This window comes from Mucilaginibacter limnophilus (assembly GCF_004005815.1).
In the GTDB taxonomy this organism is placed as follows: Bacteria; Bacteroidota; Bacteroidia; order Sphingobacteriales; family Sphingobacteriaceae; genus Mucilaginibacter; species Mucilaginibacter limnophilus.
In genome coordinates this window covers 1-25,812 of the sequence record NZ_SACK01000003.1, presented here as the reverse complement: position 1 = coordinate 25,812, position 25,812 = coordinate 1, and the positions used below count along the sequence as shown (strand labels likewise).

The 25,812-nt window shown below is 43.0% G+C and carries 17 protein-coding genes and 1 pseudogene; 7 read left to right on the top strand and 11 right to left on the bottom strand.

Annotated features, from left to right (window positions below; genetic code table 11):
- The first annotated feature begins 12 nt into the window (after positions 1–12).
- The 3 genes from ribD to EOD41_RS09160 all read left to right on the top strand — a co-directional run bounded on the left by ribD (position 13) and on the right by EOD41_RS09160 (position 3,039).
- Positions 13–1,068 carry a bifunctional diaminohydroxyphosphoribosylaminopyrimidine deaminase/5-amino-6-(5-phosphoribosylamino)uracil reductase RibD gene (gene ribD, locus EOD41_RS09170; protein ID WP_127704517.1) on the top strand — a complete coding sequence of 352 codons (1,056 nt, stop codon included), beginning with the start codon at positions 13–15 and terminating at the stop codon, positions 1,066–1,068.
- Positions 1,069–1,072: 4 nt separating this feature from the next.
- Positions 1,073–1,687, top strand: a complete 615-nt coding sequence (locus EOD41_RS09165; RefSeq protein WP_127704516.1) for an IMPACT family protein — start codon at positions 1,073–1,075, stop codon at positions 1,685–1,687.
- A gap of 68 nt (positions 1,688–1,755) precedes the next feature.
- The gene (locus EOD41_RS09160; RefSeq protein WP_127704515.1) at positions 1,756–3,039 is read left to right on the top strand and encodes a DNA polymerase Y family protein; all 1,284 of its coding nucleotides are present in this window, start codon (positions 1,756–1,758) and stop codon (positions 3,037–3,039) included.
- 1 nt (position 3,040) lies between these two features.
- Here the strand turns inward: EOD41_RS09160 and EOD41_RS09155 are convergent, their stop codons facing one another.
- Together EOD41_RS09155 and EOD41_RS09150 are read right to left on the bottom strand one after the other, a co-directional pair.
- Positions 3,041–3,901: a fructosamine kinase family protein gene (locus EOD41_RS09155; protein ID WP_127704514.1), complete on the bottom strand. Its 861-nt coding sequence runs from the start codon at positions 3,899–3,901 to the stop codon at positions 3,041–3,043.
- A gap of 4 nt (positions 3,902–3,905) precedes the next feature.
- Positions 3,906–4,490 carry a riboflavin synthase gene (locus EOD41_RS09150; RefSeq protein ID WP_127704513.1) on the bottom strand — a complete coding sequence of 195 codons (585 nt, stop codon included), beginning with the start codon at positions 4,488–4,490 and terminating at the stop codon, positions 3,906–3,908.
- 120 nt (positions 4,491–4,610) lie between these two features.
- Between EOD41_RS09150 and EOD41_RS09145 the strand changes: the two genes are divergently transcribed.
- Positions 4,611–5,078 (top strand): NUDIX domain-containing protein, encoded by a 468-nt coding sequence (locus tag EOD41_RS09145; protein WP_127704512.1) that lies wholly within the window; start codon positions 4,611–4,613, stop codon positions 5,076–5,078.
- On the opposite strand, the gene accC is transcribed toward EOD41_RS09145, so the two are convergent.
- Positions 5,075–6,562, bottom strand: a complete 1,488-nt coding sequence (accC, locus tag EOD41_RS09140; protein WP_127704511.1) for an acetyl-CoA carboxylase biotin carboxylase subunit — start codon at positions 6,560–6,562, stop codon at positions 5,075–5,077. The genes EOD41_RS09145 and accC overlap by 4 nt on opposite strands.
- 118 nt (positions 6,563–6,680) lie before the next feature.
- On the opposite strand from accC, the gene EOD41_RS09135 reads away from it, so the two are divergent.
- Positions 6,681–7,070, top strand: coding sequence for a hypothetical protein (locus tag EOD41_RS09135; RefSeq protein WP_127704510.1), 390 nt, complete (start codon positions 6,681–6,683; stop codon positions 7,068–7,070).
- Positions 7,071–7,233: 163 nt separating this feature from the next.
- Positions 7,234–9,960 (top strand): carboxypeptidase regulatory-like domain-containing protein, encoded by a 2,727-nt coding sequence (locus EOD41_RS09130; RefSeq protein WP_127704509.1) that lies wholly within the window; start codon positions 7,234–7,236, stop codon positions 9,958–9,960.
- A 57-nt stretch (positions 9,961–10,017) separates the two neighbouring features.
- Here EOD41_RS09130 and EOD41_RS09125 read toward each other — a convergent pair whose 3' ends face one another.
- The 7 genes from EOD41_RS09125 to glgX form a co-directional block, all read right to left on the bottom strand.
- Positions 10,018–10,707, bottom strand: coding sequence for a response regulator transcription factor (locus EOD41_RS09125; protein ID WP_127704508.1), 690 nt, complete (start codon positions 10,705–10,707; stop codon positions 10,018–10,020).
- A gap of 95 nt (positions 10,708–10,802) precedes the next feature.
- On the bottom strand, positions 10,803–11,918 hold the full coding sequence (locus tag EOD41_RS09120) for a TlpA disulfide reductase family protein (protein WP_127704507.1): 1,116 nt from the start codon (positions 11,916–11,918) through the stop codon (positions 10,803–10,805).
- Positions 11,915–13,387, bottom strand: a complete 1,473-nt coding sequence (gene gatB / locus EOD41_RS09115) for an Asp-tRNA(Asn)/Glu-tRNA(Gln) amidotransferase subunit GatB (protein ID WP_127704506.1) — start codon at positions 13,385–13,387, stop codon at positions 11,915–11,917. Before gatB ends, EOD41_RS09120 begins: the two co-directional genes overlap by 4 nt.
- A gap of 191 nt (positions 13,388–13,578) precedes the next feature.
- The gene (gene alaS, locus EOD41_RS09110; RefSeq protein ID WP_127704505.1) at positions 13,579–16,299 is read right to left on the bottom strand and encodes an alanine--tRNA ligase; all 2,721 of its coding nucleotides are present in this window, start codon (positions 16,297–16,299) and stop codon (positions 13,579–13,581) included.
- A gap of 76 nt (positions 16,300–16,375) precedes the next feature.
- Positions 16,376–20,557 (bottom strand): malto-oligosyltrehalose synthase, encoded by a 4,182-nt coding sequence (treY, locus tag EOD41_RS09105; protein ID WP_127704504.1) that lies wholly within the window; start codon positions 20,555–20,557, stop codon positions 16,376–16,378.
- Positions 20,550–22,388, bottom strand: coding sequence for a malto-oligosyltrehalose trehalohydrolase (gene treZ, locus EOD41_RS09100; RefSeq protein WP_240663302.1), 1,839 nt, complete (start codon positions 22,386–22,388; stop codon positions 20,550–20,552). Before treZ ends, treY begins: the two co-directional genes overlap by 8 nt.
- On the bottom strand, positions 22,345–24,507 hold the full coding sequence (gene glgX, locus EOD41_RS09095) for a glycogen debranching protein GlgX (RefSeq protein WP_127704503.1): 2,163 nt from the start codon (positions 24,505–24,507) through the stop codon (positions 22,345–22,347). The genes treZ and glgX overlap by 44 nt, the downstream gene beginning before the upstream one ends.
- A 115-nt stretch (positions 24,508–24,622) precedes the next feature.
- On the opposite strand from glgX, the gene EOD41_RS09090 reads away from it, so the two are divergent.
- Positions 24,623–24,982 (top strand): response regulator, encoded by a 360-nt coding sequence (locus tag EOD41_RS09090; RefSeq protein ID WP_127704502.1) that lies wholly within the window; start codon positions 24,623–24,625, stop codon positions 24,980–24,982.
- Positions 24,983–25,063: 81 nt separating this feature from the next.
- Here the strand turns inward: EOD41_RS09090 and EOD41_RS09085 are convergent.
- Positions 25,064–25,812, bottom strand: a pseudogene (locus EOD41_RS09085) (phosphoglucosamine mutase); the annotation flags it as partial.

The window sequence follows — 25,812 nt, the reverse complement described above, 5'->3', positions numbered from 1 at the left end:
TACTTTTGTGCCATGCCTTCGCACGAAATATATATGCAGCGCTGCCTGCAACTGGCCGCTTCAGGCGCGGGCAATGTTAGCCCCAATCCTATGGTTGGCTGTGTAATTGTCCACGAAAATAAGATTATTGGCGAAGGTTATCACGGCAAATATGGCGAAGCACATGCAGAGGTTAACGCCATAAACGCGGTGATTGCCAAATACCCTAATCATGCCGAATTGCTTGCCCAGGCTACATTATATGTATCGCTCGAGCCCTGCGCGCATTATGGCAAAACGCCTCCCTGTGCCAATCTCATAATTAAGCACCACATACCACAGGTGGTTGTTGGCTGCCGCGACCCGTTTCCGCAGGTTGATGGCAAAGGCATTGAAAAACTTATAGAAGCCGGCGTTGAGGTTGCTACCGGTGTATTAGAAAACGAATGCCGTGAATTGAACAGGCGTTTTTTTACCCGCGTTCAAAAGCACCGGCCATATATCATTTTAAAATGGGCGCAAACACAGGACGGCTTTTTTGCTCCTGCCGATAAATGCCAGTACTGGATAACTGGTACTGAAGCCCGTAAACTGGTGCATAAATGGCGCAGCGAAGAAGATGCCATACTGGTTGGCAAAAACACAGTTGCCATTGATAACCCGCAGTTAAACACACGCTATTGGGCTGGCAAGTCGCCAAAGCGGGTGGTTATCGATCGTCGGCTTGAACTTGATAACAACTTTAATATTTTCGATCAAAGTATTGAAACGCTGATATTTAATGAACTAAAAACTGATATTGACGGTAAAATAAAATACATCGCCCTTGAGGACTTCGACCGCTTTGTGCCGCAATACATCATGTACCAATTGTACATGCAGGATATCCAGTCGGTGATTATTGAGGGTGGTGTATATACGCTTAATTCATTCATTGAAGCCGGATTGTGGGATGAAGCACGCATTTTTACAGGAAGCGGTGATTTGCTTGCAGGAATAAAAGCGCCTGAAATTTCGGGCACGCTGTTGGCCGAAGAAAATTTTGGTGCCGATAAACTAAAAATCCTTCAACATAATACCGCCCTATAGTACCATGCTGTTTGACGATACCTACAATACCATTGATAAACCGGCCGAAGGACTGTTTACTGATCGCGGCAGCAAATTTATAGCGTATGCCTATCCCATTACTACCGATAGCGAAGTAAAAACTTTATTGCAGCAGGTTAAAACTGAGCACCCTAAAGCCAGGCACCACTGCTGGGCCATGCGCCTTACTCCCGACCGTTCTGTATTCCGCATAAATGATGACGGTGAACCATCGGGAACAGCGGGCAGACCAATACTTAACACCATGCTGTCGCATAACATTACCAATGTATTTATTGTGGTTGTACGCTACTTTGGCGGAACATTACTTGGCGTACCCGGGTTGATCAATGCTTATAAAACGGCTGCAAACGAAGCGGTTAAAAACGCTAATGTTATCTCAAAAACGGTCAATGACATTTATCAAATTGAATTTGATTACCTGCAAATGAACGAGATAATGCGTATTATCAAAGATGAAAATCTGAACGTAATAAAACAGGAATTTGATAATCAATGTGCGGTTACATTATCCGTCAGGCAGATGCAGGTTAACACGGTTACAGCAAAATTTGGTGCTTTGGATGGTGTGAAGATTAAATTCCTGTACAGCGCTTAAAATCCTTACCTATTTTTAGTTAATAAAAATCCTTGGTTATTGCTAATATATTTAGCAATTTTACTTCTATGAATCAAAACTCAACAGAAATACGTACCGAACCGCGCGTATTGTTTGTTGATATGAACAGCTTTTTTGCGCGGTGTGAGCAGCAGGTGAATTACTGGTTGCGTAACCGTCCTGTGGGCGTTTGTGTATATACGGGCAAATATGGGTGTGTAATTTCACTATCAACCGAGGCTAAAGAGCTTGGCATTAAAGCAGGCATGCGTTTAAACGATGTAATGGCAAAATGCCCCGATTTTGTCCCGGTTGAAAGCAACCCTACCCGTTACCGAGAATTTCATAAAAAGATCATCCAGGTGATAAGGCAGTATTGTAATGATGTGGTGCCCAAAAGTATTGATGAGGCTATAGTAAACCTTACAAATTATGAAGGCACTACCCCTTTCGATATAGCCCGGAATATTCAGCGCGATATACTGGAAAAGGTGGGCGACTGGCTAACCTGTTCTATCGGTATTGCACCAAATGCCTTCCTGGCCAAACTGGCATCGGTACAAGGTAAAAAGCGCGGCGGGCTGGTAATAATAACGCCTCAGAATATTGACGATATACTGCGTCCGTTAAAATTGGGCGATTTGCCGGGCATAGGCTACAACATGTCGTACAGGCTGGAGCGAAACGGCATTAAAAGTCCGCTGGAAATGCGCTATGCTACGCCTCAACGCCTCAAGGCGATATTTAAAAGTATCGAAGGTATATACTGGCATTACCGGCTCAATTTTATGGAGACGAATATCATGTCGCATGATTACCGTGGCATGCAGGCCATGAGGCAGATATCGGCAGAAAAGAGAAAAAACATCGAGTATATCGACCAGTTGTTTATGACGCTTTGCCTCACGCTTGAGAGGCGCATGGTACACCATAAATTCTATTCTAAATCCATAGGCTTTACGGCTGTTTACGAGGATGGAACCCGCTGGGACGACGCGTTTACAATCAGTACCCCGGTACAGGACGCTGTTAGCCTGATGCGTATGATACGCCTGCGGATTGATAAGTTCAGGGAGAAAACAGGTTGCGGGCCCGTGCTGAACACCCAGGTTACGCAAATGCGTGTCGCGGTAACCAACTTTGTTACTAATGGCGATACCCTATACAGCTTGTTTGAAGATATGGACCGAAAAGAAACCGCGCTGAAAACCATGCACGCCATCAAAAACAAGTTCGGTTCAGAAAAATTGGTTCGTGCCGTTGAACTGACCGATGGCAAGGTGATTAAAGATGTTATTGGCTTCGGTTCAGTGAAAGACCTTACCGATTTGGATTACAAGATGATGGAATAGACTAACTAAATATATTTTTTAAACAATCCCTTACTTGCCCTGCATATCCGCCGCCAAATAAGTTTACATGTACTAGCAGCGGATAAAGGTTCCACAAATCGAGCCGTTGCTGCCAACCTTTAGCTAAAGGAAAAGCTTCGTTATAAGCTACATAAAACTCATTATTGAAACTACCAAAAAGCGTCGTCATGGCAATATCAAACTCGCGATGGCCGTAGCTTACAGCCGGATCAATGAGGTATGGCCTGCCATCTGAACCGATAAGATAATTGCCTCCCCACAAGTCGCCATGAATAAGAGCCGGTGGTTCCTCATCAAACATACCGGGTAACATTTTATAAAGCGCTTCAAACTTTGAAGCATCGGCGATGTTAAGTCTGGCTTTGTCAACCGCCATTTTTACCATCGGCTGAAGGCGCTGGGTAACGAAAAATTTAGCCCAGGTACTGTGCCGATCATTACGTTGAGCTAAAGAGCCCATATAATTATCGCTATCTAAACCAAATTTAAGTGCTGTAGACTTATGCATGGCCGCAAGTTGAAGCCCAAGTTGACGTGCGTCTTCTGCTCCTGGTCGCTTGGTGTCTAACCATTCCAGCAATAAAAAGCTCTCGTCGTTATGGTCGCCTTGCAAAATAACTTTGGGTACAGCTATGGTGTTGCTTTGATGTATCAGTTCAAGCCCATTTGCTTCGGCGTGAAACATACCTGGAAAGCGGCTATTGCTGTTTGTCTTCAGAAAGTATTTACCTGTAGCCGTATGTAAACAGTAAGCCCTGTTAATATCACCGCCTGAAACCGGTATTGCATTCACAATGTCCTGCCCAAGGTATGCTGCAATAGAACCGAACTGGCTGTTCATCAGTTTATCGCTGCATCAGCCGTGCAACATATTTGCCTATAATGTCAAACTCAAGATTTACGGTTGAGCCTTTTCCGACGTTCTGCAAATTAGTATGCTCAAAAGTATAAGGTATTATGGCTACTGAAAAGGCGTTAGGTTTTGAATTAACCACCGTAAGGCTGATGCCATTCACGCAAATAGACCCTTTTTCAACGGTTACATTACCAAAAGACGCGTCATACTCAAAAGTATACTCCCAACTGCCGTCAAGCTCTTTAAAGTCGGTACAAACGGCCGTCTGATCTACATGGCCTTGCACGATATGACCGTCGAGACGGCCTTTCATCTGCATACAGCGCTCCAAGTTGATAAGATCGCCTTCTTTGAGTTCACTTAAATTTGTTTTGTTCAGCGTTTCTTCAATAGCGGTTACCGTGTGAGTATCATCAGTTACATTTACAACTGTAAGGCAAACGCCATTGTGCGCAACCGACTGATCGATCTTCAATTCATTTGAAATAGCCGACGACACGGTGATATGTAAATTTCCCTGTTCGTGTCTTAAAGAAGTAACTTTACCCAAGGTTTCAATAATACCTGTAAACATGCAGCAAATGTAATGATTAGTACAGGTTGATGTGGTTTCGGTTAAGGAATATTGAATAATGGTGACGCTTTAGCTATCAAACTAATAAACGTTACAGATGTTTATTGGTAAAATACTGAGATGCCTAAGCAAAGCGCCGGAATTTTATTGTATCGAACTATAAATGACCAACCTGAAGTGTTTTTGGTTCATCCGGGCGGACCATTCTGGAAAAATAAAGATGCAGGCGCATGGTCAATACCTAAAGGAGAATTTCTGGAAGGCGAAGATACTTTAACAGCCGCTCAGAGGGAGTTTGAAGAAGAAACCGGTCAGAAAGTACATGGCAAGTTTGTACCGCTTGAGCCTGTTACACAACGCAGCGGAAAAGTGGTTTACAGCTGGGCCGTTGAGGGCGATATCAATATCGACAATATTGTAAGCAACACGTTCGACTTTGAGTGGCCACCCAGAAGCGGAAAATACATCAACATACCTGAAGTTGATAAAGGCGCCTGGTTCAACCTGGAAGCCGCCAAAACGGTGATCAATCCCGGCCAGGTGCCATTACTGGGTAATCTCATTAAAATACTTAACGATAAGCTTTAGCTATACAGTTTACGGTTTCGTTCCCAATTACTTGTTTCACTTTTGGATACAGATGCCTCGTTTTTAATATTGGTTGCAGACAACAGCTTTTCAGTTACCAATGCAGCAATCAGCGCCTCGTCTTCATTATCAGCTTTCAACACATCAGGAGTAAAATACTTAGCCACAAAGTGCGTGTCAAAATTGCCTGTAGTAAAAGCCTCATGCTCCATAACAAACCTGCCGAAAGCTAAGGTTGTAGTGATGCCGGTGATTTGATACTCGTCAATGGCGCGCTTCATCCGGTCGATAGCCTCTGCCCTGTCCTTTCCGTATGTGGTCAGCTTAGCAATCATTGGGTCGTAATAAATGGGTATTTCCATGCCTTGCTCAAAGCCGTCGTCAACGCGTACACCCGGTCCTTTGGGTGTAATATAGGTTTGTAAAGTGCCTATATCAGGCAGAAAATTATTCGAAGGATCTTCGGCGTACACACGCAGCTCAACTGCATGGCCTTTTATTTCAAGATCTTCTTGCTTAAAGCTGACCGGTTCTCCGCGGGCAATCTGTATCTGTTCTTTTACCAAATCAATGCCTGTTATCAGTTCAGTAACCGGGTGCTCAACCTGCAGGCGGGTGTTCATCTCCAGGAAATAAAAATTTAGCTGATCATCCATAATAAACTCCACCGTTCCGGCTCCGGTATAGTTTACAGAGCGGGCCACATCAACCGCGCATTTACCCATTGCCGCTCGAATTTCCGGCGTCAAAACCGCTGACGGCGCCTCTTCCACCACCTTTTGATGGCGTCGCTGCACTGAGCAATCGCGCTCAAACAGGTGTACAATATTGCCGTGCGTATCGCCAAGTACCTGAATTTCGATATGCCTCGGTGAGGATACATAACGCTCAATAAATACCGAACCATCGCCGAATGCCGATGTCGCTTCGGATACTGCGAGCTGCATTTGCTCTTCAAACGAGGCTTCATTTTCCACTATACGCATTCCCTTGCCGCCGCCGCCTGCTGCTGCTTTAATCAGAATTGGAAAGCCTACTTCCACAGCACGCTTTTTAGCTTCCGGAACATCGGTTATAGCCTCTTCAGTACCCGGCACCATGGGTATGTTATACTTCATTGCTGCGGCTTTTGCCGACAGTTTATTACCCATAATCTCCATTGCCTCTGGCGACGGGCCAATCAGCGTCAATCCTGCCTCACGTACCATTCGGGCAAATGTTGCGTTTTCCGACAGGAAACCATAACCGGGATGTATGCCTTCGGCGCCGGTAGCTTTACAGGCATCGATGATCTTTTCGGCAACAAGGTACGACTGGTTCGACGGGGCTTCGCCTATAAAAACCGCTTCATCTGCGTAGCGCACATGCAGGGCGTCCCGGTCGGCCGTCGAATAAACGGCTACGGTTTTAATGCCCATTTCGCGTGCCGAGCGCATCACCCGTAAGGCTATTTCACCACGGTTGGCAACAAGTATTTTTTGCATAGGTAACAAATGTAGCAGATTTATGTATTGCTGCAAGGCATACCCGCAGTTAAAACATTTAGGTGCCTTTTCGCTTATATTATATTATATATCAACACATTAATTAAATTATATAGTTATGAGCACAAAATCAGCCAGACCTGTAAAGGACGAAAAAGGCTTCTTTGATAAAGTAAAAGAAACCGTTAACAATATTTGGGAAGGCACCAAAGAAGAGGCCGCAGAGCTAAAAGATAAGGCCGAAGAAAAGTTTGATGAACTAAAGGATAAGGTTACAGCCAAAAAACCGGCTGTTACTCCCAAAGCCTCAGCGGCAACTACTCTTAAGAAACCATTGGCAACAAAAGCAAAAACTGGTGCTGCTTCAAAAGCATCAGCAACTAAAACAACCGCAGCTGAGAAACCGGTATCTGTAACAAAACCGGTAGCAAGTAAAAGTGCAACTAAGGCTAAAACAACTACTGCCAAGCGCACAACACCAACAAAACGTGCTGCGGCAGCTAAGTGATAAATATAAACGGATCAGGAAAAGGCAGTGAAACGCTGCCTTTTGTGTTTGTAGTGTTCTTTTCAAAGTCAGGCTATTATAACAATTATGTGAAAATATGTTAAAGCCTTATGGTTAACCCTCAGGTTGTTTATATTAGCCTTTTACAATCCGGAGATTATTGATGAGGTACCTGATTACGTTTACTCTACTTACCATTTCGCTGTTTTTTTATAAACCCGCGTTAGCCCAGCAGGATAGCATTTCATTAAACGATGTTGTAGCCAAAGCCAACAAAGTGGCCGAGGGTTACCCTATTGAAAAAGTGTATCTGCATTTCGACAAGCCATATTACGCCGTTGGCGACACTGTTTGGTTCAAAGCATATCTAACATCTGTTTTAAATACACCTTCACAAATCAGCAGAATAATATATGTGGATGTAATAAATAGTAAGGATGTACTTGTACAATCGCTTACCCTGCCAGTAAAAGAGGGTACGGCATCAGGGCAGTTCGCATTAACAAAAGAACTTTACAGCCAGGAAAATTACCATATACGCGCCTATACTAAATGGATGGCTAACTTTGATGCGGCATATTTTTTCAACAAAACCATAACTGTAGGCGATGCCAATAAACAGGTAAGTACCGTAGTGTCTTTAAACCAGGCGGCAGGAAATACAGTTACCGCATCTATTATATACCGTGATGCCGAAGGCAAGCCTTATGCCGATAAAAAGGTTAACTGGTATGTATCTGTTGGTGGTTATGAAGATGTAGCGAAAGGTAAAGGCACGACAGCCAACGACGGTACATTAACCGTAAGCTTTGTTAATTCAAAAAATGCCGACCTGTCTAAAGCCAACCTGCACGCTTCGCTGGCAATAGGTGGTGGTAAAGAAGATTACAATCAGGATATCCCACTTAAAACCATATCCGCTACAACAGACGTACAGTTTTTTCCTGAAGGCGGAAATATGGTAAATAATGTACCCGGACGCGTGGCAATGAAAGCCATTAAACCTGATGGCTTAAGTATAGGCTTTACTGCCGATATAGTTGATGGCGAAGGGAACAAATTAACAACATGCAGCTCGGCGCATGCCGGTATGGGTTCCTTTGAACTAACACCTGTTTCAGGCAAAACATATAAAGCGATAGTTACTTTTACAGACGGCAGCAAAGAAACTTATCAGCTACCACGTGTTAAATCCACCGGATTTGTACTAAGCGCGAATAATCTTACTGATACAAGCAGAATATTTATACGTTTAACAGCCGATTCGTCTTATTTAAAAGCTAATAAAGGTAAAAGTTATTACATAGTAGGCAAAAGCGGCCAGATAGTTTGCTATGCTGCAAAAACTACCTTAAATGACGCTACTACATCTGCTGCTTTACCGGCTTCTAAATTTCCTACAGGTATTGTTCAAATCACCTTGCTTAACAACAATGGCTTGCCAGTAAGCGAGCGACTGGTATTTGTTAAACATAACAACAATCTTACTCTCGGCCTTACTACCGATAAAACCGTTTATCCAAACAGGCAAAAAGTTAAGCTCGGTATATCGGCAAAAAATAACATTACTGCTGCAGAAGGCGATCTTTCGCTTACAATAGTTGATGAAACTAAGGTACCGTATGATGAGAATGCTGAAACCACTATATTAACTTCCCTGCTGCTTACGTCAGATCTTCGTGGTTATATTGAAAATCCTAATTATTATTTCAGATCAGCCAACAAAGATGCAGCCGCTAACCTTGATCTGTTACTACTTACGCAAGGTTATCGCCGTTTTACATATACTGAAATGACTAAAAACAGGCTGCCACAAATTGACTTTTTCCCCGAACAGGGCATCACTATTACCGGTACTCTTCGTCAGTTAAATGGCGTTCCGGTTAAAGATGGCGGAGTAACCCTGCAAATTCCTGATAAATATTATACAACCAGTACTAAAACAAATTCGGAAGGTAAGTTTGCGTTTATCAATCTGGCCTTTGCCGATTCGGCTAAAGTAATAATCAGCGCAAAAAATAACTATAACGCAAAAAACCTGATGCTGATGATTGATGGTATGAGCTATCCTGCGTTAAGTAAAAACCCGAACTACCCTGATGAGCGCCTTAATATTGATACAATTATGCCAAAGTATTTGGCTAATAGCAAAGAGGTGTTAAAATCATCCCGTATGCTTCAGGAAGTAGTTATTAAAGGTAAAGCCATAAAAAAACAAGGCCCAAGCCATGCCGACTACCCTGCCCTTGCAGGTTTAAGCAGTATTGATGGACGTGTGATATCAGGTGATATGCTTAAAGGTTGCGCTAATATATTTTTATGTTTACAGGGAATGGCTCCGGGTGTTACATACGACAGTAACACTGCTGCGTTTTATGTAAGCCGCGATTATAATGCCGGTAAACGTATACCCATGGCTATTTACGTTAATGGTATGCCGGTTGATGTAAATTATTTAAGCAGTATAGTATCTAACGATGTTGAGTCGGTTGAAGTGTTTTTACGGGATGCTCTTGGTCTGGTTAATAACATTAATCAAACCAACGGTGTATTGGTTATCAATAAAAAAACACCGCCCAAGGGTACTAAAATATCATTGCAGGAACTAGAAGAGCTTATTCCGCAACCAAATTTGGCCAAGTTGACGCCTAAAGGCTACGATTTCCCGAAAGTATTTTACTCGCCCAAATACACCGTTGCAGGGGGTAGTTTTGGCCCTGACCTACGTACCACTATTTACTGGAATCCGAAGGTGGTAACGGACGCTACCGGAAAAGCTTCGGTAGAGTTTTTTACAGGGGATAACAAAGGAACTTATAAAGCTATTGTTGAAGGCTTTGACAAGAACGGCCACATCGGCCGGACAGTTTACCGTTTTAAAGTGCAATAGCATTTTAATAAAAAAGCCACGGAATACCGTGGCTTTTTTATTTATTAAGAGAATTAATCAGGCACCAAACTTATATCCAACACCTTTAACAGTAGAGATATAATCTTCACCAAGTTTTTCGCGCAATTTCCGGATGTGTACATCAATTGTACGATTAGTTACCACTACTGAGTCTTCCCATATATTTTTAAGGATAGCCTCACGGGTATAAACTTTACCGGGTTTTGATGCCAAAAGATAAAGCAACTCAAACTCTTTTTTAGCCAGTACAACTTTTTCGCCGGCTTTATATACAAGATATGCCTCGCGGTCAATAACCAGGTCTTCAATCTCCAGTTTGTTATCGGTTACCTCTTCGGCAGGGGCATTACGGCGTAGTATTGCGTTTATGCGGCTAACTAAAGCACGTGGTTTAATAGGCTTCGCTATGTAATCGTCAGCACCTACATTGAAGCCGGCAATTTCTGAATATTCTTCACTGCGCGCAGTTAAAAATACCATAAAAGTATTTTTGAACTCGGGCATAGTACGCATAATGCGGCAGGCCTCAATGCCATCCATTTTCGGCATCATAATGTCCAGCACTATCAGGTCGGGAGATGTCCTTTTAGCCTCGGTTACAGCTTCCTGACCGTTATGTGCCAGGAAAACCTGATAGCCTTCTTTCTTTAAATTGTACTCGATCAGCTCTAAAATATCAGGCTCGTCATCAACAATTAAAATCTTTTGTTTTGCTGTGCTGCTCATTTAAGTTAAATTTTGGTATAAATTTATACGCTTAATGAAAGCTAATAGTTAACCGCATATTAACAAATTGTTAAGCATTACGATAGCTTAACAATTTATTTAGGCTTGTTAAAGGTTTTCTTTAAAAATTCTTCAAGAGCAGCTCCGGTTATATTTTTCGCGATTATAATGCCCTGAGGGTCAATTATGAAGTTTGATGGTATGGCGTTAACCTGGTACATCCTTTCAACAGTGCCTTCAAATCCTTGTAAATTAGATGCATGCTTCCACATCAGCCCATCAGCTTTTATGGCTTGCGCCCATTTATCTTTCTCGTTATCAAGTGAAATACCCAGGATGTTTAAGCCTTTAGGATTGTAAATTTTATATTGTTTAACCACATTAGGATTTTCCATTCGACATGGGCCGCACCACGATGCCCAAAAGTCGATCATAACATACTTGCCCTTGTAATCGGCCAAACTAATGTTTTCCCCATTTATTCCGGGTATGGTAAAATCCTGCGCCTTTTGCCCCACAGAAACGGGTTTAATCGCGATCATTTGATTGCTAAAACGCTGTACATTCGGATTATTTGAAAACTGTTTTTTCGCTTTTTCTGCGTAAGCAATTAATGCCTGCTCATTCTCACGCGGATCAATCGACAAGGCAGCATAAAATGCGGAAATCTTATTGGAGTTCTTTTCAATGAATTTTACTACATCTTTATTGTAAGCCTGCATATTGCTGATAAATATTGGGCGATAGATACCGAGTAACGAATCGCGGTTAGCTCCCGGAGCTGCCGATTTATTTTCAAATTCGGTATTTAAATCCATGTTCTTTCTCGAATAAACACCGCTCAGCTTCGTGAATTCTTTAAGTTCACTTATTTCCTGCGCGCCTTTTATTTCAAATTCTTCACCCTCACCGGCTTTAAACTCTATTTCATTTCCGTTAGCAGCAATAAAGTCGTAGTTGTTATCGCCAATATGTAACCTGTAGATATTTGGAGACTCACTTGACGAAGTAAGTTTAAACTTATTACCTTCAAATTTAGCGCTATCAACGGGTGTAAATTGCGTGCTGTCTAAGCGCAATAATTGTATAGACATTGTAGAATTGGCATTTTTTGCTTCGCCTTCTACAGTAAAAGTGTCATTGTTGTTTTTGCACGAAAAAATGATCAGGCTGATAAAAGCTGATAAGTATATAACTATTCGATTGCTCATTTACTGGCTTCTAATTGTTTAATTAACAGTTGATTAGTTTTTTGAGGGTCAATTTTTCCTTTCGAGCGTTTCATCACTTCGCCCATAAACAACCCTAAAACGCCCTTTTTGCCTTTATGGTATTCTTTTACCTTATCAGGATATTTTGCCAGCGCTTCACGGATAAATTCATCCACTTCATTACTGTCGGCACTGATAAGCAGGTTAAGCTCTTTGGCAACGGTTTCAGCGTCTTTATCCGGATTATCAAGTAAAGCCGGAAACAATTTATGTGAAGCCACTGTGTTATTCACTTTGCCATCATCAACCAGTTTTATCAATCCTGCAAGCTGGGCAAGATTTACGTGCAGATCGCCAATATGGCCACCTTTTTCGTTCAGGTATGATTTTACCGGTCCCATCAACAGGTGAACCGCCGCTTTATAGTTTGATGTTTGAATTATTAGTTCTTCAAAATACAAGACAAGCTCCTTATCGGCAGTAATTACCGAAGCATCGTACTCGGACAAGCCAAGTTCAGCAATGTATTTATCGTGCAACTGCTGCGGTAAAGCCGGCATTTGTTCACGAATGTTGTTTACAAATACATCGCTAATAACCAGCGGCTGCAGGTCGGGTTCAGGGAAGTAACGGTAATCGTTAGCCATTTCCTTGGTGCGCAGTACCGATGTTTCACCGGTATCAGCATTAAAGTTCAATGTATTTTGATCGATATGTCCGCCTGCTTCAATCACTTTTACCTGGCGTTCAAACTCATGTTCAATAGCGCGTTGTACATTGCGTATTGAGTTCAGGTTTTTTACCTCACAACGTTTGCCGTACTCAGTAGCGCCATGTAAGCGGACTGATATATTGGCATCACAACGCATGCTACCTTCTTCCATGTTGCCATCGCAGATATCCAGGAAACGAAGCAACCTGCGTATTTCCGTTAAAAACTGACCGGCTTCTTCGGCACTTCTCAGGCTTGGTTCAGTAACAATTTCTAAAAGAGGAACCCCTGCCCTGTTCAGGTCGATCAACGAATCGGTATGGTGTCCATCATGTGAGCTTTTGCCCGCATCTTCTTCCATATGTATATGATGCAGGGTGATATTTTTGGTTTCGCCGCTGCTAAGTTTAACCTTAACAAAGCCGCCGGTACAAATAACATGCTGGTCTTGAGAGATTTGATAACCCTTAGGCAGATCAGCGTAAAAATAATTTTTGCGGGCAAAAGTATTGTAATGATTGATGGTGCAGTTACAGGCTAACCCCATTTTTACCGCGTATTCAACAGCTTTTTTATTGGTAAAGGGTAATGTACCCGGATGCCCCAATGATACAGCGCTGATATGTTCGTTCGGACCGGCACCAAAGGCAGCGGAATCTGCCGAAAACATTTTGCTTTGTGTAGATAGCTGAGCATGAACCTCTAACCCCACCACCAACTCGTATTTGTCGCTCATCCAACCTGTAGTAGTACTCATAATAGTATAGAATTCGGTGCCTGCACCGCTTTGCAAAAAGCCAAATATATAAAGTTAATAGATATTAGCTACAGGTTGCCCATGTTTATGTAGCACAGCAGGAGGTCAGTTGCAAATTAAAAATTACATTTTAAAATACCGAAGAAAGTTTAGAGTATATAATGGCTTATATACCCTAAACAATAGTATTCTTATTGTATAAAGTCTCTGGCTTTGGCCAGGGCCCTGTCTAAACCGCTAACATCCTTACCGCCGGCAGTAGCATAAAATGGCTGACCGCCACCACCACCCTGTACTTCTTTAGCCAGTTCGCGCACTATGGCGCCGGCGTTCAGGCCTTTATCTTTCACCAGATTATCGGCCACCATAACGGTTATGCTTGGTTTGCCGTCGATATCGGCAGTCAACACCAGGTACAGGTCGTTTACAATATCTTTAAGCGCATACGCCAGGTTTTTTATAGCATCGGCATTAGGCAGCGCTACCTTTTGCGCAATGAAGTTTACGCCGTTTATGTTCTCGGCAGTTTTTGCCAGATCGTTCTTTAAACCGGCTGCTTTTTCAAGAATAGATTTTTCAACTTCCTTTTTCAGGCGGTTATTTTCTTCAATCAGGCTTTCAATGCTTTTTGAGATATCTTTTGGGTTTTTCAGCAGGTCTTTAAGTTGATTAACCAGAAGGTTTTGAGCATTGATGTAATTTTCAGCAGCAACACCCGTGATTGCCTCTATACGGCGAACACCTGCGGCAACAGCGCTTTCTGAAATGATCTTGAAGAAACCAATTTGCCCGGTTGCTTTAACATGAGTGCCGCCGCAAAGCTCTTTGCTAAAACTGTCGTCAAACGTTATCACACGCACAAAGTCGCCATATTTCTCACCGAATAGCGCGGTAACGCCGCTATTGATGGCCTGCTGGTATGGCACGTTCCTTTCTTCTTTTAAAGGAATATTCTCACGTACCTTGCCGTTAACGATTGCTTCGATGCGTGCCAGTTCCTCATCAGTTACTTTACTGAAGTGCGAAAAGTCAAAACGCAGGTAATCGGCATTTACTAACGAACCTTTTTGGTTAACATGACCACCCAGTACTTCTTTTAAAGCGGCATGCAGTAAGTGCGTAGCCGAGTGGTTAGCTTCAGTGCTGAGGCGTAACGCAGGCTCAACAATAGCAGTAAGGGCGTCGTTGACTTCGGTTGGTAGCTTATCCGTAAAATGGATAGTTAAACCGTTTTCCTTTTTGGTATCGGTAACATAAACAATCTCTCCATCAGGAAAAACAAGTTCACCCTTATCCCCTACCTGGCCGCCGCTTTCAGCATAAAAAGGCGTTTTATCAAGCACAAGCTGGTATTGCTCTTTGCCTTTAGCGTTCACCTTACGGTATCTTACAATACGGGCAACAGCTTCAGTATCGTCATAGCCAACAAACTCTACTTTGTCATTATCCTGCAGTACCACCCAATCGCCGGTGTCTATGGCAGTGGCGGCGCGTGAGCGTGATTTTTGTTGTTCAAGGGCTATTTTATAACCTTCAACATCTACTGTCCATCCTTTTTCCCTTGCTATTAACTCTGTCAAATCCAAAGGAAATCCAAAAGTGTCTGATAACTCAAAAGCAAAATTTCCGCTTACTGTTTTATTACGTCTATCTTCTTTGTTATCCCGTTTGATGCTTATATGCTCCAATGCATCGTCGTCAATGTGCACTGTAACACCTTGCTCATTAGTCCAATCAAAATAAGTGTTGAATCTTCTTAATCCCACTTCAAGAGTTCTTAAGAAAGCAACTTCTTCTTCCAAAACTACCTTTTGAACAAAGTCCTTTTGATCATATAGTTCATTAAAAACTTCTTTGAACTGTTCAGAAAGTAATGGCACCAATTGATTTAAGAATGGTTCTTTAAATTCTAATGACTGATACTGATACCTAACCGCCCTGCGTAATATCCTGCGGATAACATACCCGGCTTTGTTGTTTGAAGGTAACTGCCCATCGGCAATAGCAAAGCTGATGGCACGGATATGATCGGCAAGTACACGCATGGCAACTGCATTGTTCCAGTCAGCATCACCGGGTTTTGAAGCGGCGTTATATTGTTTGCCCGATTTCTCAGCAATAAACTGTATCAGCGGCTGAAAAATATCGGTGTCATAGTTCGACGTTTTACCTTGCAGCACTCGCACCAAACGCTCAAAACCCATACCGGTATCAACGTGTTTGGCTGGTAACGGTTGCAGCGAACTGTCTTTCAGGCGGTTAAACTGCATAAATACGTTATTCCATATCTCGATAACCTGATCGTGGTCGGCATTTACAAGGGTGGCGCCATCAACGGCTTCTCGCTCATTGTCGGGGCGGCTGTCAAAGTGGATTTCTGAACACGGCCCGCACGGACCGGTTTCACCCATTTCCCAAAAGTTATCCTTTTTGTTACCAGGTAATATGTGGCTTTCGTCAACATACTGCTTCCACAGGCCGAGCGTTTCGGTATCTTTTTCAAGTCCCTCCTTTTCGTCGCCTTCAAAATAGGTAACATACAGGCGGTCTTTCGGTAGCTTATATACCTCGGTTAACAGTTCCCAACTCCAGGCAATAGCATCTTTTTTAAAATAATCGCCAAAGCTCCAGTTGCCCAGCATCTCAAACATGGTGTGGTGATAGGTATCAATACCTACCTCTTCCAAGTCGTTATGCTTACCCGATACGCGCAAGCAACGCTGCGTATCAGCCACACGAGAACTTTTTGCAGGTGCCTCACCTAAAAATATATCCTTAAACTGGTTCATACCCGCGTTGGTGAACATCAGTGTTGGGTCGTTTTTAACAACAATTGGCGCCGAAGGCACAATAGTGTGTCCTTTAGAAGCAAAAAAATCAAGGAAAGCCTTGCGTATCTCGTTAGCCGTCATTTACAAACTGTTTTTGGTGTGCAAAGGTAGTTATTCGGCGCGAAGTGCAAAAGGTTTTCCCCCACTCAAGAGGTGTTTAATAGCGGTTATACATCCACACCCATTGCTTTAGTTGAACTTCATGTTGTTCTTCCAACTGTTTGGGTAATAAACGCCATAGCCAGTTACCTTCAACTGATGATGGCATGTTCATGCGGGCTGTTTCATCAAGACCAATCACATCTTGCACAGGTAATATTACAGTTTCAGCTACTGAAGACAAAGCCAGTGCGTTCAGCACTTCATGAATATTACCCTCGTTAACTTTACGATGGGTGTATTGTTTAACCTGTTTGCGAACATGTTTATCGGTATCCTGCCGGTACCAGCCCTTGGTGGTATTGTTATCGTGAGTGCCGGTGTATGCTATGGTGTTTTTTATGTAGTTATGCGGTATAAACTCTGAGTTCGGCATATCATCGCCAAAAGCAAACTGCAATACCCGCATACCTGGTAAATCAAACTCATCACGAAGCTCAAATACGGCATCATCAACGTCACCCAGATCTTCGGCTATGAAAGGCAACTTGCCAAATTCGTTTTTCATGGTGATAAAGAAATCACTGCCAGGGCCCTGAACCCATTTCCCGTTCTTTGCAGTTTCTTCACCTGCCGGAACCTCCCAATAAGTTGAAAATGCCCTGAAATGATCTAAACGGACAATATCAAACAATTCAATGTTCTTCCGGATACGTTGTATCCACCATTTATAGCCTGTTTCCTTTACTTTATCCCAGCGGAAAACCGGCATACCCCAAAGCTGTCCGTTTTCGTTAAAGTAATCGGGCGGAACACCGGCCATACCCACCATGTCGCCGTTTTCATCCAAACTAAAAATTTCAGGGTTTGCCCAAACATCAACTGAGTCGTAACTCACATAAAAAGGCATATCGCCAATGATTTTTATGCTCAGCGAGTTACAATATTGTTTTAAGCCGTTCCACTGCCTACTGAAAACAAATTGCAGCCACCTGGTTTTTTGGATCTCGTCCTGATGTTTTTTAGCGAAAGATTTTAAAGCTTTTTCATCACGTAATTTATAGTTATCCTGCCATTGGTACCAAGGCTTACCGCCATGATATTTTTTTAGCACAACATATAGCGCAAGATCATTTAGCCAGGCGTTTTCTTTTTCACAAAAAGCGTCAAGATCATTAAGTGAGTTATTGTTCTTGAAATTAGTCCAAGCTTCCTCAAAAACCTCATCACGAATGGTTTCTGCGGCGTGGTAATCAGCTTTATCAGCTGGCTTATTCCTGTGCTTTTTTAAAGTATTGGTACTTATCAGCCTATCTTCAGCCAGCATTTCCGGATTGATAAAAAACGTATTGCCGCCCATGCTTGAAAATGAGCTGTATGGCGAGAATCCGGCGCCTTCTTCAATCGGGCTTAAGGGCAGCAGTTGCCAGTATTTTAAATTGGCTCGGTTTAAAAAGTCGGCGAACTGCTTTGCTTCGGGGCCAAAATCTCCGATTCCGTATGCTGATGGCAACGAACTGATGTGCATCAATATACCTGCACCTCTTGGGTTTTCCGGACGCTTTTGTAAAAGCAATGCAAACGGCAGTCCGGTGAATATATCTCCAACTGTCAATTCTTCTTCAATATCAACTTTGTCTCCTGTCAGCAGGTTTTGCACATTTCCGTTAACTCCGCCCGGCAAAATCACGCGGGTGTTTTTCCAGTTGATATTATTGATCTCCGTTTGCTGTTCTTCGCAAATACTAATCAGATACAACGGAATAATCACAATCAGCCGGTTACCCCCCTGTTCACGCGTAAAAGCCAGGATATTTTCTTTGTACTTACCTTTAACTTTAAGCGGCACATACTCACCTTTTTCAAAAAGCCGGATGTTTTGCTTACGCAGATTCAACAACAAGTTGCTAAGCCAAAGCTTTATTTTGGCGTTATAGCGCTCATTCCATAATTGATTTATGCCGCTCTTTTCAAGTTCAGTAAGCAGTTTATTGCTAAGCTGATAATCAACCGGGCGGCGATTATCAGGGTCAACCAGGCTTAAATCCCAGCGTTCACATCCCTGGTAAATGTCAGGCGTGCCCGGGCAGGTGAACTTCAGAATAACCTGAGCCAGCGAGTTGATAATCCCATGATCGGCGATTTTTGCATGGAAGGCATCAAAGCTTTTACGAAATGTTTCATCTTCAAGCAGTCCGGTTGCGAAATTTTTTGCCGCGGCTTCATACTTTTCATTCGGCGCTGTCCAGTTAGATTTAACTTTAGCTTCGCGAAGCGCCTTTTCCAGATACTGGTGTACACGCTCGGCAAAGTTATCATCGCCCTGGCCCGGCATCGGGTAAGCGCCTAACAAGGTTTGGTAGATCAGATATTTATCATTCGCATCGGGTATGTCACTCTGTGCATTACTATCGATCTCTTGCCATTCTTTAAGCTGACGTTCCCAAAGCTCGGGCGCGGCAGTAAGTACATTTAATCTAGCCCGTACATCTTCGCCCCTTTTAGTGTCATGAGTTGATGTGCCGTTCATTGATAATGGCCATAACTTCAAACGCTCCTGCATTATGTCATGAAAATCATCGACCGGCAACCCAAAACTTTCAGGTGCGTCACCCACTTCATTATGACCAATAAAGCGGTTGTAAGTGTACATCAGCGTATCCTCAACGCCTTTAGCCATCAGCGGACCAGTAAGCTGCATGCAACGCTGGTAAAATTTCAACGCACTTTCATTGTAAGTTATGTCGTTTTCACGGGGACGTTTTAATAGAGCATTTTCCAGTACTTCAGTTGCTTCCGAAAGATCTTTATCCCTTTCCCTGATACGCTCAAAAATCTGCTGTACAAGCTTTGCTTCATTTTCAGCAAGCGGAAAGCTATTGCCATAGTATCTATACACCAGGCAATAGACTAAGAAGCGAGCAATTACAGCTTTTAATTTTTCCCGGGCAACTTGTTGATTTTCAACCGGTAAATTAAGTTTAATGAAGTAATTTGTCAGGTTATCCAGTTCACCAGCCATATGGTTGTGAAGGATATAACCCTTCTTATCCCATATCTGTTCCTCTATAGGTTTTGTATCGACGCCAATGTTTTTATATAGATCAGTAAACGCTTCCTCACCTTGTTTGTCAGTCAATAAATTGTTTACTATAGCCAGGAAATCGTAACCGGTATTACCTTGTATCGGCCAGTCGGACGGTATCTGCTCGCCATTTTCAAGTATTTTTTCAACAACGATATATACCTCGTCGCCTGCCAATCGGCGCAAGTCCTGCAGATATCCAACAGGATCATATAAGCCATCAATATGATCTACACGCAGCCCTTGGAATATGCCTTCTTTTAATAAAGACTGGATGAACTTATGGTAATAATCAAATACGTGCTTTTCCTGTATGTTAAGGCATATCAGCCCATTAACCGTAAAAAAGCGACGGAAATTGATCTGGCTGTCTGTTTGCTGCCAGTTGCATAGGCGATAGTATTGATCATTTACCAGCTTTTGTAAAAATTCCTTTTCGAAATTAACCGCTTCAATGTTCTGGTTTACCGCCTGAGATACGGTTTTATTTTTAAGTAACGACTTAAACTGCAGCAAAAACTCATCTGCAGCTTTATTATATTCCGGTGCTTCGGTAATATCTTTTATGCTGTTTGACAGGCGTGCTAACTGAGTTATTGCTTCGTTAGTTTCGCCTTTTCCTAAAATATCGGCATATGATGATATTTTAAGGGGATATGCGCTGTCATAATATTTCAGTACCAAGCGGTTATTGGCTACAGCTACCTTTAGCTCGCCGTTGTTTAAAACGTTATCGACGTCATCACCCAAAAAAGGCACCATAACCGGCCCGCTGAACAGGTCGCTTATACCTGACATGTCGAAGAAGCCGGCGTAAAAAGATTGTGCTCCACGCTCCAGTACATCCATCAGCCAAATGTTGCCCGGGTCGTAAGCCATGTGATTAGGCACAATATCCTGCACCCAGCTAATAGCGGCTTCTTTAAGTTCGGCGCTTATTTCTCTGAGTTCCTGAATAGTGCCAATCTCCGGATTGATACGATGCGGGTTTAATACATCATAACCATGCGTACTGCCAGGGGTAGCTTCGAATATCGGTGAAGCATAAATGGTACTTACTCCAAGATTTTTTAAATAAGATATTATCTCTTTAAATTGCTTAAAAGTGAAGTCCTTATTAAATTGTATTCGATATGTAGAAACCGGATTAAACATGATTATTCACAAAAATTATGATCGATTCAGGACTTATGGTTACAGTACCTTCGGTTATGCGTGTAAAAGATGAACTTCCGCCCCACTGCTCATCAGCGCTGCTGAATGATAAACGCCAGTCGGCATCAGCAGGAAGCGATACCATTTGCTCTTGTTTTGAAAAATTCATCACGCAGCAAACATGCTCACTTTCATGCCAGCGGCGCAGAATAAGAGTTTGTTGTTCATTATCAAATGTTACGCTTAAATTTTTACGATTAAGAGTACTTAACGGCTTATTTTCCTTTCTCAGCCTGGTAAGCGCTTGGTAATAGTTAAGCATCACCGCATGTTTCCCCTGTTGAGATAAATCCCACTGTAGTTTTGATTCATTAAAGGTTTCTTCGGACTGAGGATCAGGCGCTTCGCCTTGCGCATGGAAAGCCTTAAATTCTTCTTTGCGACCTTTTCGTACGGCCTCGGCTAAGTCTTTATCGGTATGGCTGGTGAAATACAGGAACGGATGCGGCTCACTCCACTCCTCGCCCATAAACAGCATTGGCAGATAAGGAGCAACTAAAACAGCAGCGGCCATCAGCTTTTGCATTTCGAAGCTCACAAGCGTACTGGTTCGTTCACCAAGCATACGGTTACCTACCTGATCATGGTTTTGGGAAAAAACCACAAACTGTTTGCCTTCGTTATCAGTTTTCGCACCGAAAGTTTTCTGGCGATGTGGCGAGTAAATGCCGTTATAGATGTATGCGTCGGCGTATGCCTTAGCAAGATGATTTATGCCCTCGAAATCACTGTAATATCCACTGCGTTCTTCGCCGGCCGTTACACGCAATGCATGGTGAAACTCATCAATCCATTGTGCGTCAAGTCCGTAACCCTGTTTATCTAACGGGTTTATAAATCTTGGATCGTTCAGATCAGTTTCGGCAATCAAATGATACTTTTTACCGGTTATGGCTGTAAGCGCGTCGGTATGTTGTTTTATTTCACGAAGGATATGCGTCGGACTGAAATCCTTTATCGCATGCACAGCGTCAAGGCGTAAAGCATCGATATGAAAATCCCGAAACCACATTAATACGTTTTCGATGAAGTAATGTCGAACCGCGTCGCACCAGGCATCGTCAAAATTGATGGCGTTGCCCCATGGTGTGTTGTACTTATCAGTAAAATACGGACCGAAATCATTAAAGTAATTACCTTCAGGTCCCATGTGGTTGTACACCACATCAAGCACAACTGCCATACCTTTTGCATGGCAGGCATCCACCAAATGCATCAAACCTTCGGCACCGCCATAACTATTCTGCGTAGCGAACGGAAACACGCCATCGTACCCCCAGTTTCTATTCCCCGGAAATTGCGCTACCGGCATTATCTCAATGGCTGTGATGCCAAGTTCAATAAGATAGTCGAGCTTTTCTTCAATGGCCGCAAATGTACCTTCAGGCGTAAATGTACCGGTATGTAACTCATAAAAAATATAATCCTGCATACGCGGATTTACCCAAGCCTCATCACTCCACTTAAAAGCTTTAAGATTAATGGCTTTCGACGCGCCATGCACTCCTTCAGGTTGAGAAACAGATGCAGGATCGGGCCGTTCGGTTTCGTCATCAAGTAAAAACTTATAGGTATCACCCGGTTTTAGCATTGTTGTTGTAAGCTGCCAGTAACCATATTCTTCCTGATTTAATTCGAGGCGCTCATTCCGCTCACTTATCACCAATGAAACTTTTCTAACAAGAGGAGCCCATACCAATATTTCCGCTTCTCCGGAAGCGTTAAAATTAACCCCTATTGCTCTTTTTTCCGGTTGTATTTTTTTCATCATTTCGTTTATGCTGTAATAACACTACCGATCGTCCCTGTACACAAACAACCTCTTCTGCTTCATAGGTGTTTGATTGGGCTTCTGCTTCGCTGGTATCAAGTACTTTCTTCCATTTTGTGCCATATTTTTTTGGCGGAAGCTTATAGTTTAATGATTCATGGAAGGCATTGAAAATCACATAAAAATCATCATCAATTATCTGCTCACCTTCTGGGCCAACTGAGTGTATTCCTCGTCCGTTCAGATATACTGCTAAGGATTTGGCAAAATCATGGCTCCAGTTATCCTCACTCATTTCGGTACCTTCAGGTAAAAACCAGCCAATATCTTCAAGCCCGCGGCCTGTAACCGGCTGTCCCTGGAACCAACGCCTACGTTTGAATACCGGGTGGTCTTTCCGGAATTGTATAAGCGATTGGGTAAATTTTAACAGGTCATCATCCGCTTTCTCCCAGTTTAACCATGATATTTCATTGTCCTGGCAATAGGCGTTGTTATTGCCTTGTTGTGTACGGCCAATTTCATCACCGGCTACTATCATAGGTACACCTTGTGACAGAAACAGCGATGCCAGTAAATTTCGTTTTTGCTGGTTACGTAATGCTATAACTTCTTCGTCATCCGTTTCACCCTCAGCACCACAGTTCCATGATCGGTTGTGGCTTTCACCATCATTATTATCTTCGCCGTTGGCCTCGTTATGTTTTTCGTTATAGCTAACCAGATCATGCAGGGTAAAACCATCATGAGCGGTAATGAAGTTTATACTTGCCGTTGGGCGTCGGTTGTCATCCTGGTAAAGGTCGGGACTTCCGGTAAAGCGCTGTGCAAATTCACCAAGCATACTATCGGCACCACGCCAGTAGTCGCGTATGCAATCACGGTACTTACCGTTCCATTCAGCCCAACCCGGCGGGAATTTACCTACCTGATAGCCACCCTCACCAACATCCCATGGCTCAGCAATCAGTTTAACCTGTGATATAATAGGGTCCTGGTAAATGATATCAAAGAAACCGCTCAGACGGTTCACCTCATGAAGTTCACGGGCCAGTGTAGATGCCAGGTCGAACCTAAAACCATCAACGTGCATCTCCTCAATCCAATAACGCAGGCTATCCATTATATATCTTAACACATTGGGCAGCATGGCGTTAAGCGTGTTACCTGTACCGGTGTAATCCATGTAAAACCGCTTGTCATCTTCAACCAAACGGTAATATGAGGTGTTATCAATACCTTTTAGAGAAAGTGTCGGCCCCATCTGGTTGCCTTCCCCTGTGTGATTGTATACTACGTCCAGGATCACCTCGATACCCGCCTTATGCAACTCCTTTACCATGGTTTTGAACTCAGTAACCTGACCGCCGGTAACGCCTGAGGAAGAATATGCCACATCGGGTGCGAAGAAACCGATGGTATTATACCCCCAGTAATTTTTCAGTCCTTTTTCAACGAGGTAACGATCGTTAACAAACTGGTGCACAGGCATAAGTTCGATTGCAGTCACACCCAAGTCCTTCAAGTGCTTTATAACAGCAGGATGTCCTATAGCAGCGTATGTTCCACGGATTTCTTTTGGAACCTCAGGGTGTTGCATGCTAAGCCCTTTTACATGCGCTTCATATATTACCGATTGATGATACGGTGTTTTTGGCCGTTCATCGCCTTCCCAGTCGAAATTATTATCTATCACAACCGATTTTGGAATGTATGGCGCGCTGTCTGTTTCGCTAAAGCTGAGGTCTTCATCAGGATGACCTATTTCATATGCAAACAACGAATCGTGCCATTCAATCCTGCCTGAAATAGCTTTCGCGTAAGGATCGATTAGTAATTTATTAGGGTTAAAGCGATGCCCGTTTTGCGGCTCGTAGGGGCCGTAAACCCTGTAACCATATAATTGACCCGGCTTTATACCAGGTACGTAGATATGCCAAATCTGGTGCGAACGTTCAACAAGTTTTATCCTTTTTGATTCCGTACCATTTTCAGGTGAATCAAATAAACAAAGTTCAACGCCGGTTGCATTGTCTGCGTATAATGTAAAGTTAACGCCATTTCCGTCCCATGTGGAACCAAGTGGGTATGGCTTACCCGGATAAATAATTGTTTCCATATGCACTTATATAATGCATATTTTGCTATATTGTTTTTTGGATTAATTATTTTCGTTCTAATTAAAAACAATCGATTACTTTTATGAGTTATTAATATAATTATAAACCCCCGGTATGAAAAAACTTATGATCCTGACCGATGATCAGCATGTGCTTGATATAGTACGTGCTGCTTTTGAGCCACAGGGGTTCGAGTTGTTGATGCTAAATAGTTCAGATAATGTTATTACTCAGGTATTGTGGCAAAAACCAAATGTACTATTGCTCGACTTTTTGCTAAGTGAAAATAATGGCGGAAGTATTTGCCATCAGATAAAATCACATCAAGCCCTTACAAACGTTCCCGTCATTCTATTATCTGAATTTAGTGAACCTAATAAGTTTGGTTGTGATGCATGGTTGTACAAACCGGTAGATGAACGGCAGCTTATTGATACGGTTAACGGTTGCGTCGCTAAATATGCCATCGCATAAAAAAGTGATGGTAAAGCGCATCGCTATGTATCGTTTTATTAATTAGCGATGGGTTTGAAACCCATCGCTAACAAGTATTTATTAAATCCCCAGTATTTCCTTCATATCACCGATCAGCTTATTCGCCAAAGCGTTGGCTGCTTCTTCCGACCGGCTTTCTGAATATATCCTGATGATAGGCTCGGTGTTCGACCTGCGCAAATGTACCCATTCCTTACCGAATTCTATCTTCAACCCGTCGATGGTTGAATATGGCTGATCTTTGTACTTCTCTTCGACTTTTGATAGCAAAGCGTCGATATCCATGCCCGGCTGCAGCTCTATCTTGTTCTTGGAGATGAAGTATTCAGGATAGCTTGCCTTTAGTTGTGAGATGCTGGTGTTCTCTTTTGCCAGATGTGTAAGGAACAAGGCGATGCCAACAAGCGCATCCCTGCCGTAGTGCAGTTCAGGGTAGATCACCCCGCCATTGCCTTCACCGCCGATCACCGCATTGGTTTCTTTCATCTTCGTCACTACGTTCACTTCGCCTACCGCTGCCGCGTTGTAGGTACCGCCTGCTTGTTCGGTTACATCCCTTAGTGCACGGGTTGAAGACAGGTTGGATACCGTATTGCCCTTGGTATGTTTCAGTACATAATCAGCTACTGCTACCAGTGTATATTCTTCACCGAACATCGTTCCGTCTTCATTTACAAAGCACAGCCTGTCTACATCAGGGTCGGTTACGATGCCCAGGTCGGCTTGTTTTTCTTTGACCACTTTGGCTATTTCCGTCAGGTTCTCCGGCAGTGGCTCGGGATTATGCGGAAAGTGGCCGTTGGGTTCGG

What these genes read in the sequence shown, in the direction of transcription:
- EOD41_RS09145 (WP_127704512.1), top strand. Translation starts at nt 4,611, where the DNA reads ATGCCTAAGCAAAGCGCCGGAATTTTATTGTATCGAACTATAAATGAC.
- EOD41_RS09125 (WP_127704508.1), bottom strand. Translation starts at nt 10,707, where the DNA reads ATGAGCAGCACAGCAAAACAAAAGATTTTAATTGTTGATGACGAGCCT.
- EOD41_RS09160 (WP_127704515.1), top strand. Translation starts at nt 1,756, where the DNA reads ATGAATCAAAACTCAACAGAAATACGTACCGAACCGCGCGTATTGTTT.
- EOD41_RS09155 (WP_127704514.1), bottom strand. Translation starts at nt 3,901, where the DNA reads ATGAACAGCCAGTTCGGTTCTATTGCAGCATACCTTGGGCAGGACATT.
- EOD41_RS09165 (WP_127704516.1), top strand. Translation starts at nt 1,073, where the DNA reads ATGCTGTTTGACGATACCTACAATACCATTGATAAACCGGCCGAAGGA.
- alaS (WP_127704505.1), bottom strand. Translation starts at nt 16,299, where the DNA reads ATGACGGCTAACGAGATACGCAAGGCTTTCCTTGATTTTTTTGCTTCT.
- gatB (WP_127704506.1), bottom strand. Translation starts at nt 13,387, where the DNA reads ATGAGTACTACTACAGGTTGGATGAGCGACAAATACGAGTTGGTGGTG.
- EOD41_RS09090 (WP_127704502.1), top strand. Translation starts at nt 24,623, where the DNA reads ATGAAAAAACTTATGATCCTGACCGATGATCAGCATGTGCTTGATATA.
- treY (WP_127704504.1), bottom strand. Translation starts at nt 20,557, where the DNA reads ATGTTTAATCCGGTTTCTACATATCGAATACAATTTAATAAGGACTTC.
- glgX (WP_127704503.1), bottom strand. Translation starts at nt 24,507, where the DNA reads ATGGAAACAATTATTTATCCGGGTAAGCCATACCCACTTGGTTCCACA.
- EOD41_RS09135 (WP_127704510.1), top strand. Translation starts at nt 6,681, where the DNA reads ATGAGCACAAAATCAGCCAGACCTGTAAAGGACGAAAAAGGCTTCTTT.
- EOD41_RS09130 (WP_127704509.1), top strand. Translation starts at nt 7,234, where the DNA reads ATGAGGTACCTGATTACGTTTACTCTACTTACCATTTCGCTGTTTTTT.
- treZ (WP_240663302.1), bottom strand. Translation starts at nt 22,388, where the DNA reads ATGATGAAAAAAATACAACCGGAAAAAAGAGCAATAGGGGTTAATTTT.
- ribD (WP_127704517.1), top strand. Translation starts at nt 13, where the DNA reads ATGCCTTCGCACGAAATATATATGCAGCGCTGCCTGCAACTGGCCGCT.
- EOD41_RS09150 (WP_127704513.1), bottom strand. Translation starts at nt 4,490, where the DNA reads ATGTTTACAGGTATTATTGAAACCTTGGGTAAAGTTACTTCTTTAAGA.
- EOD41_RS09120 (WP_127704507.1), bottom strand. Translation starts at nt 11,918, where the DNA reads ATGAGCAATCGAATAGTTATATACTTATCAGCTTTTATCAGCCTGATC.
- accC (WP_127704511.1), bottom strand. Translation starts at nt 6,562, where the DNA reads ATGCAAAAAATACTTGTTGCCAACCGTGGTGAAATAGCCTTACGGGTG.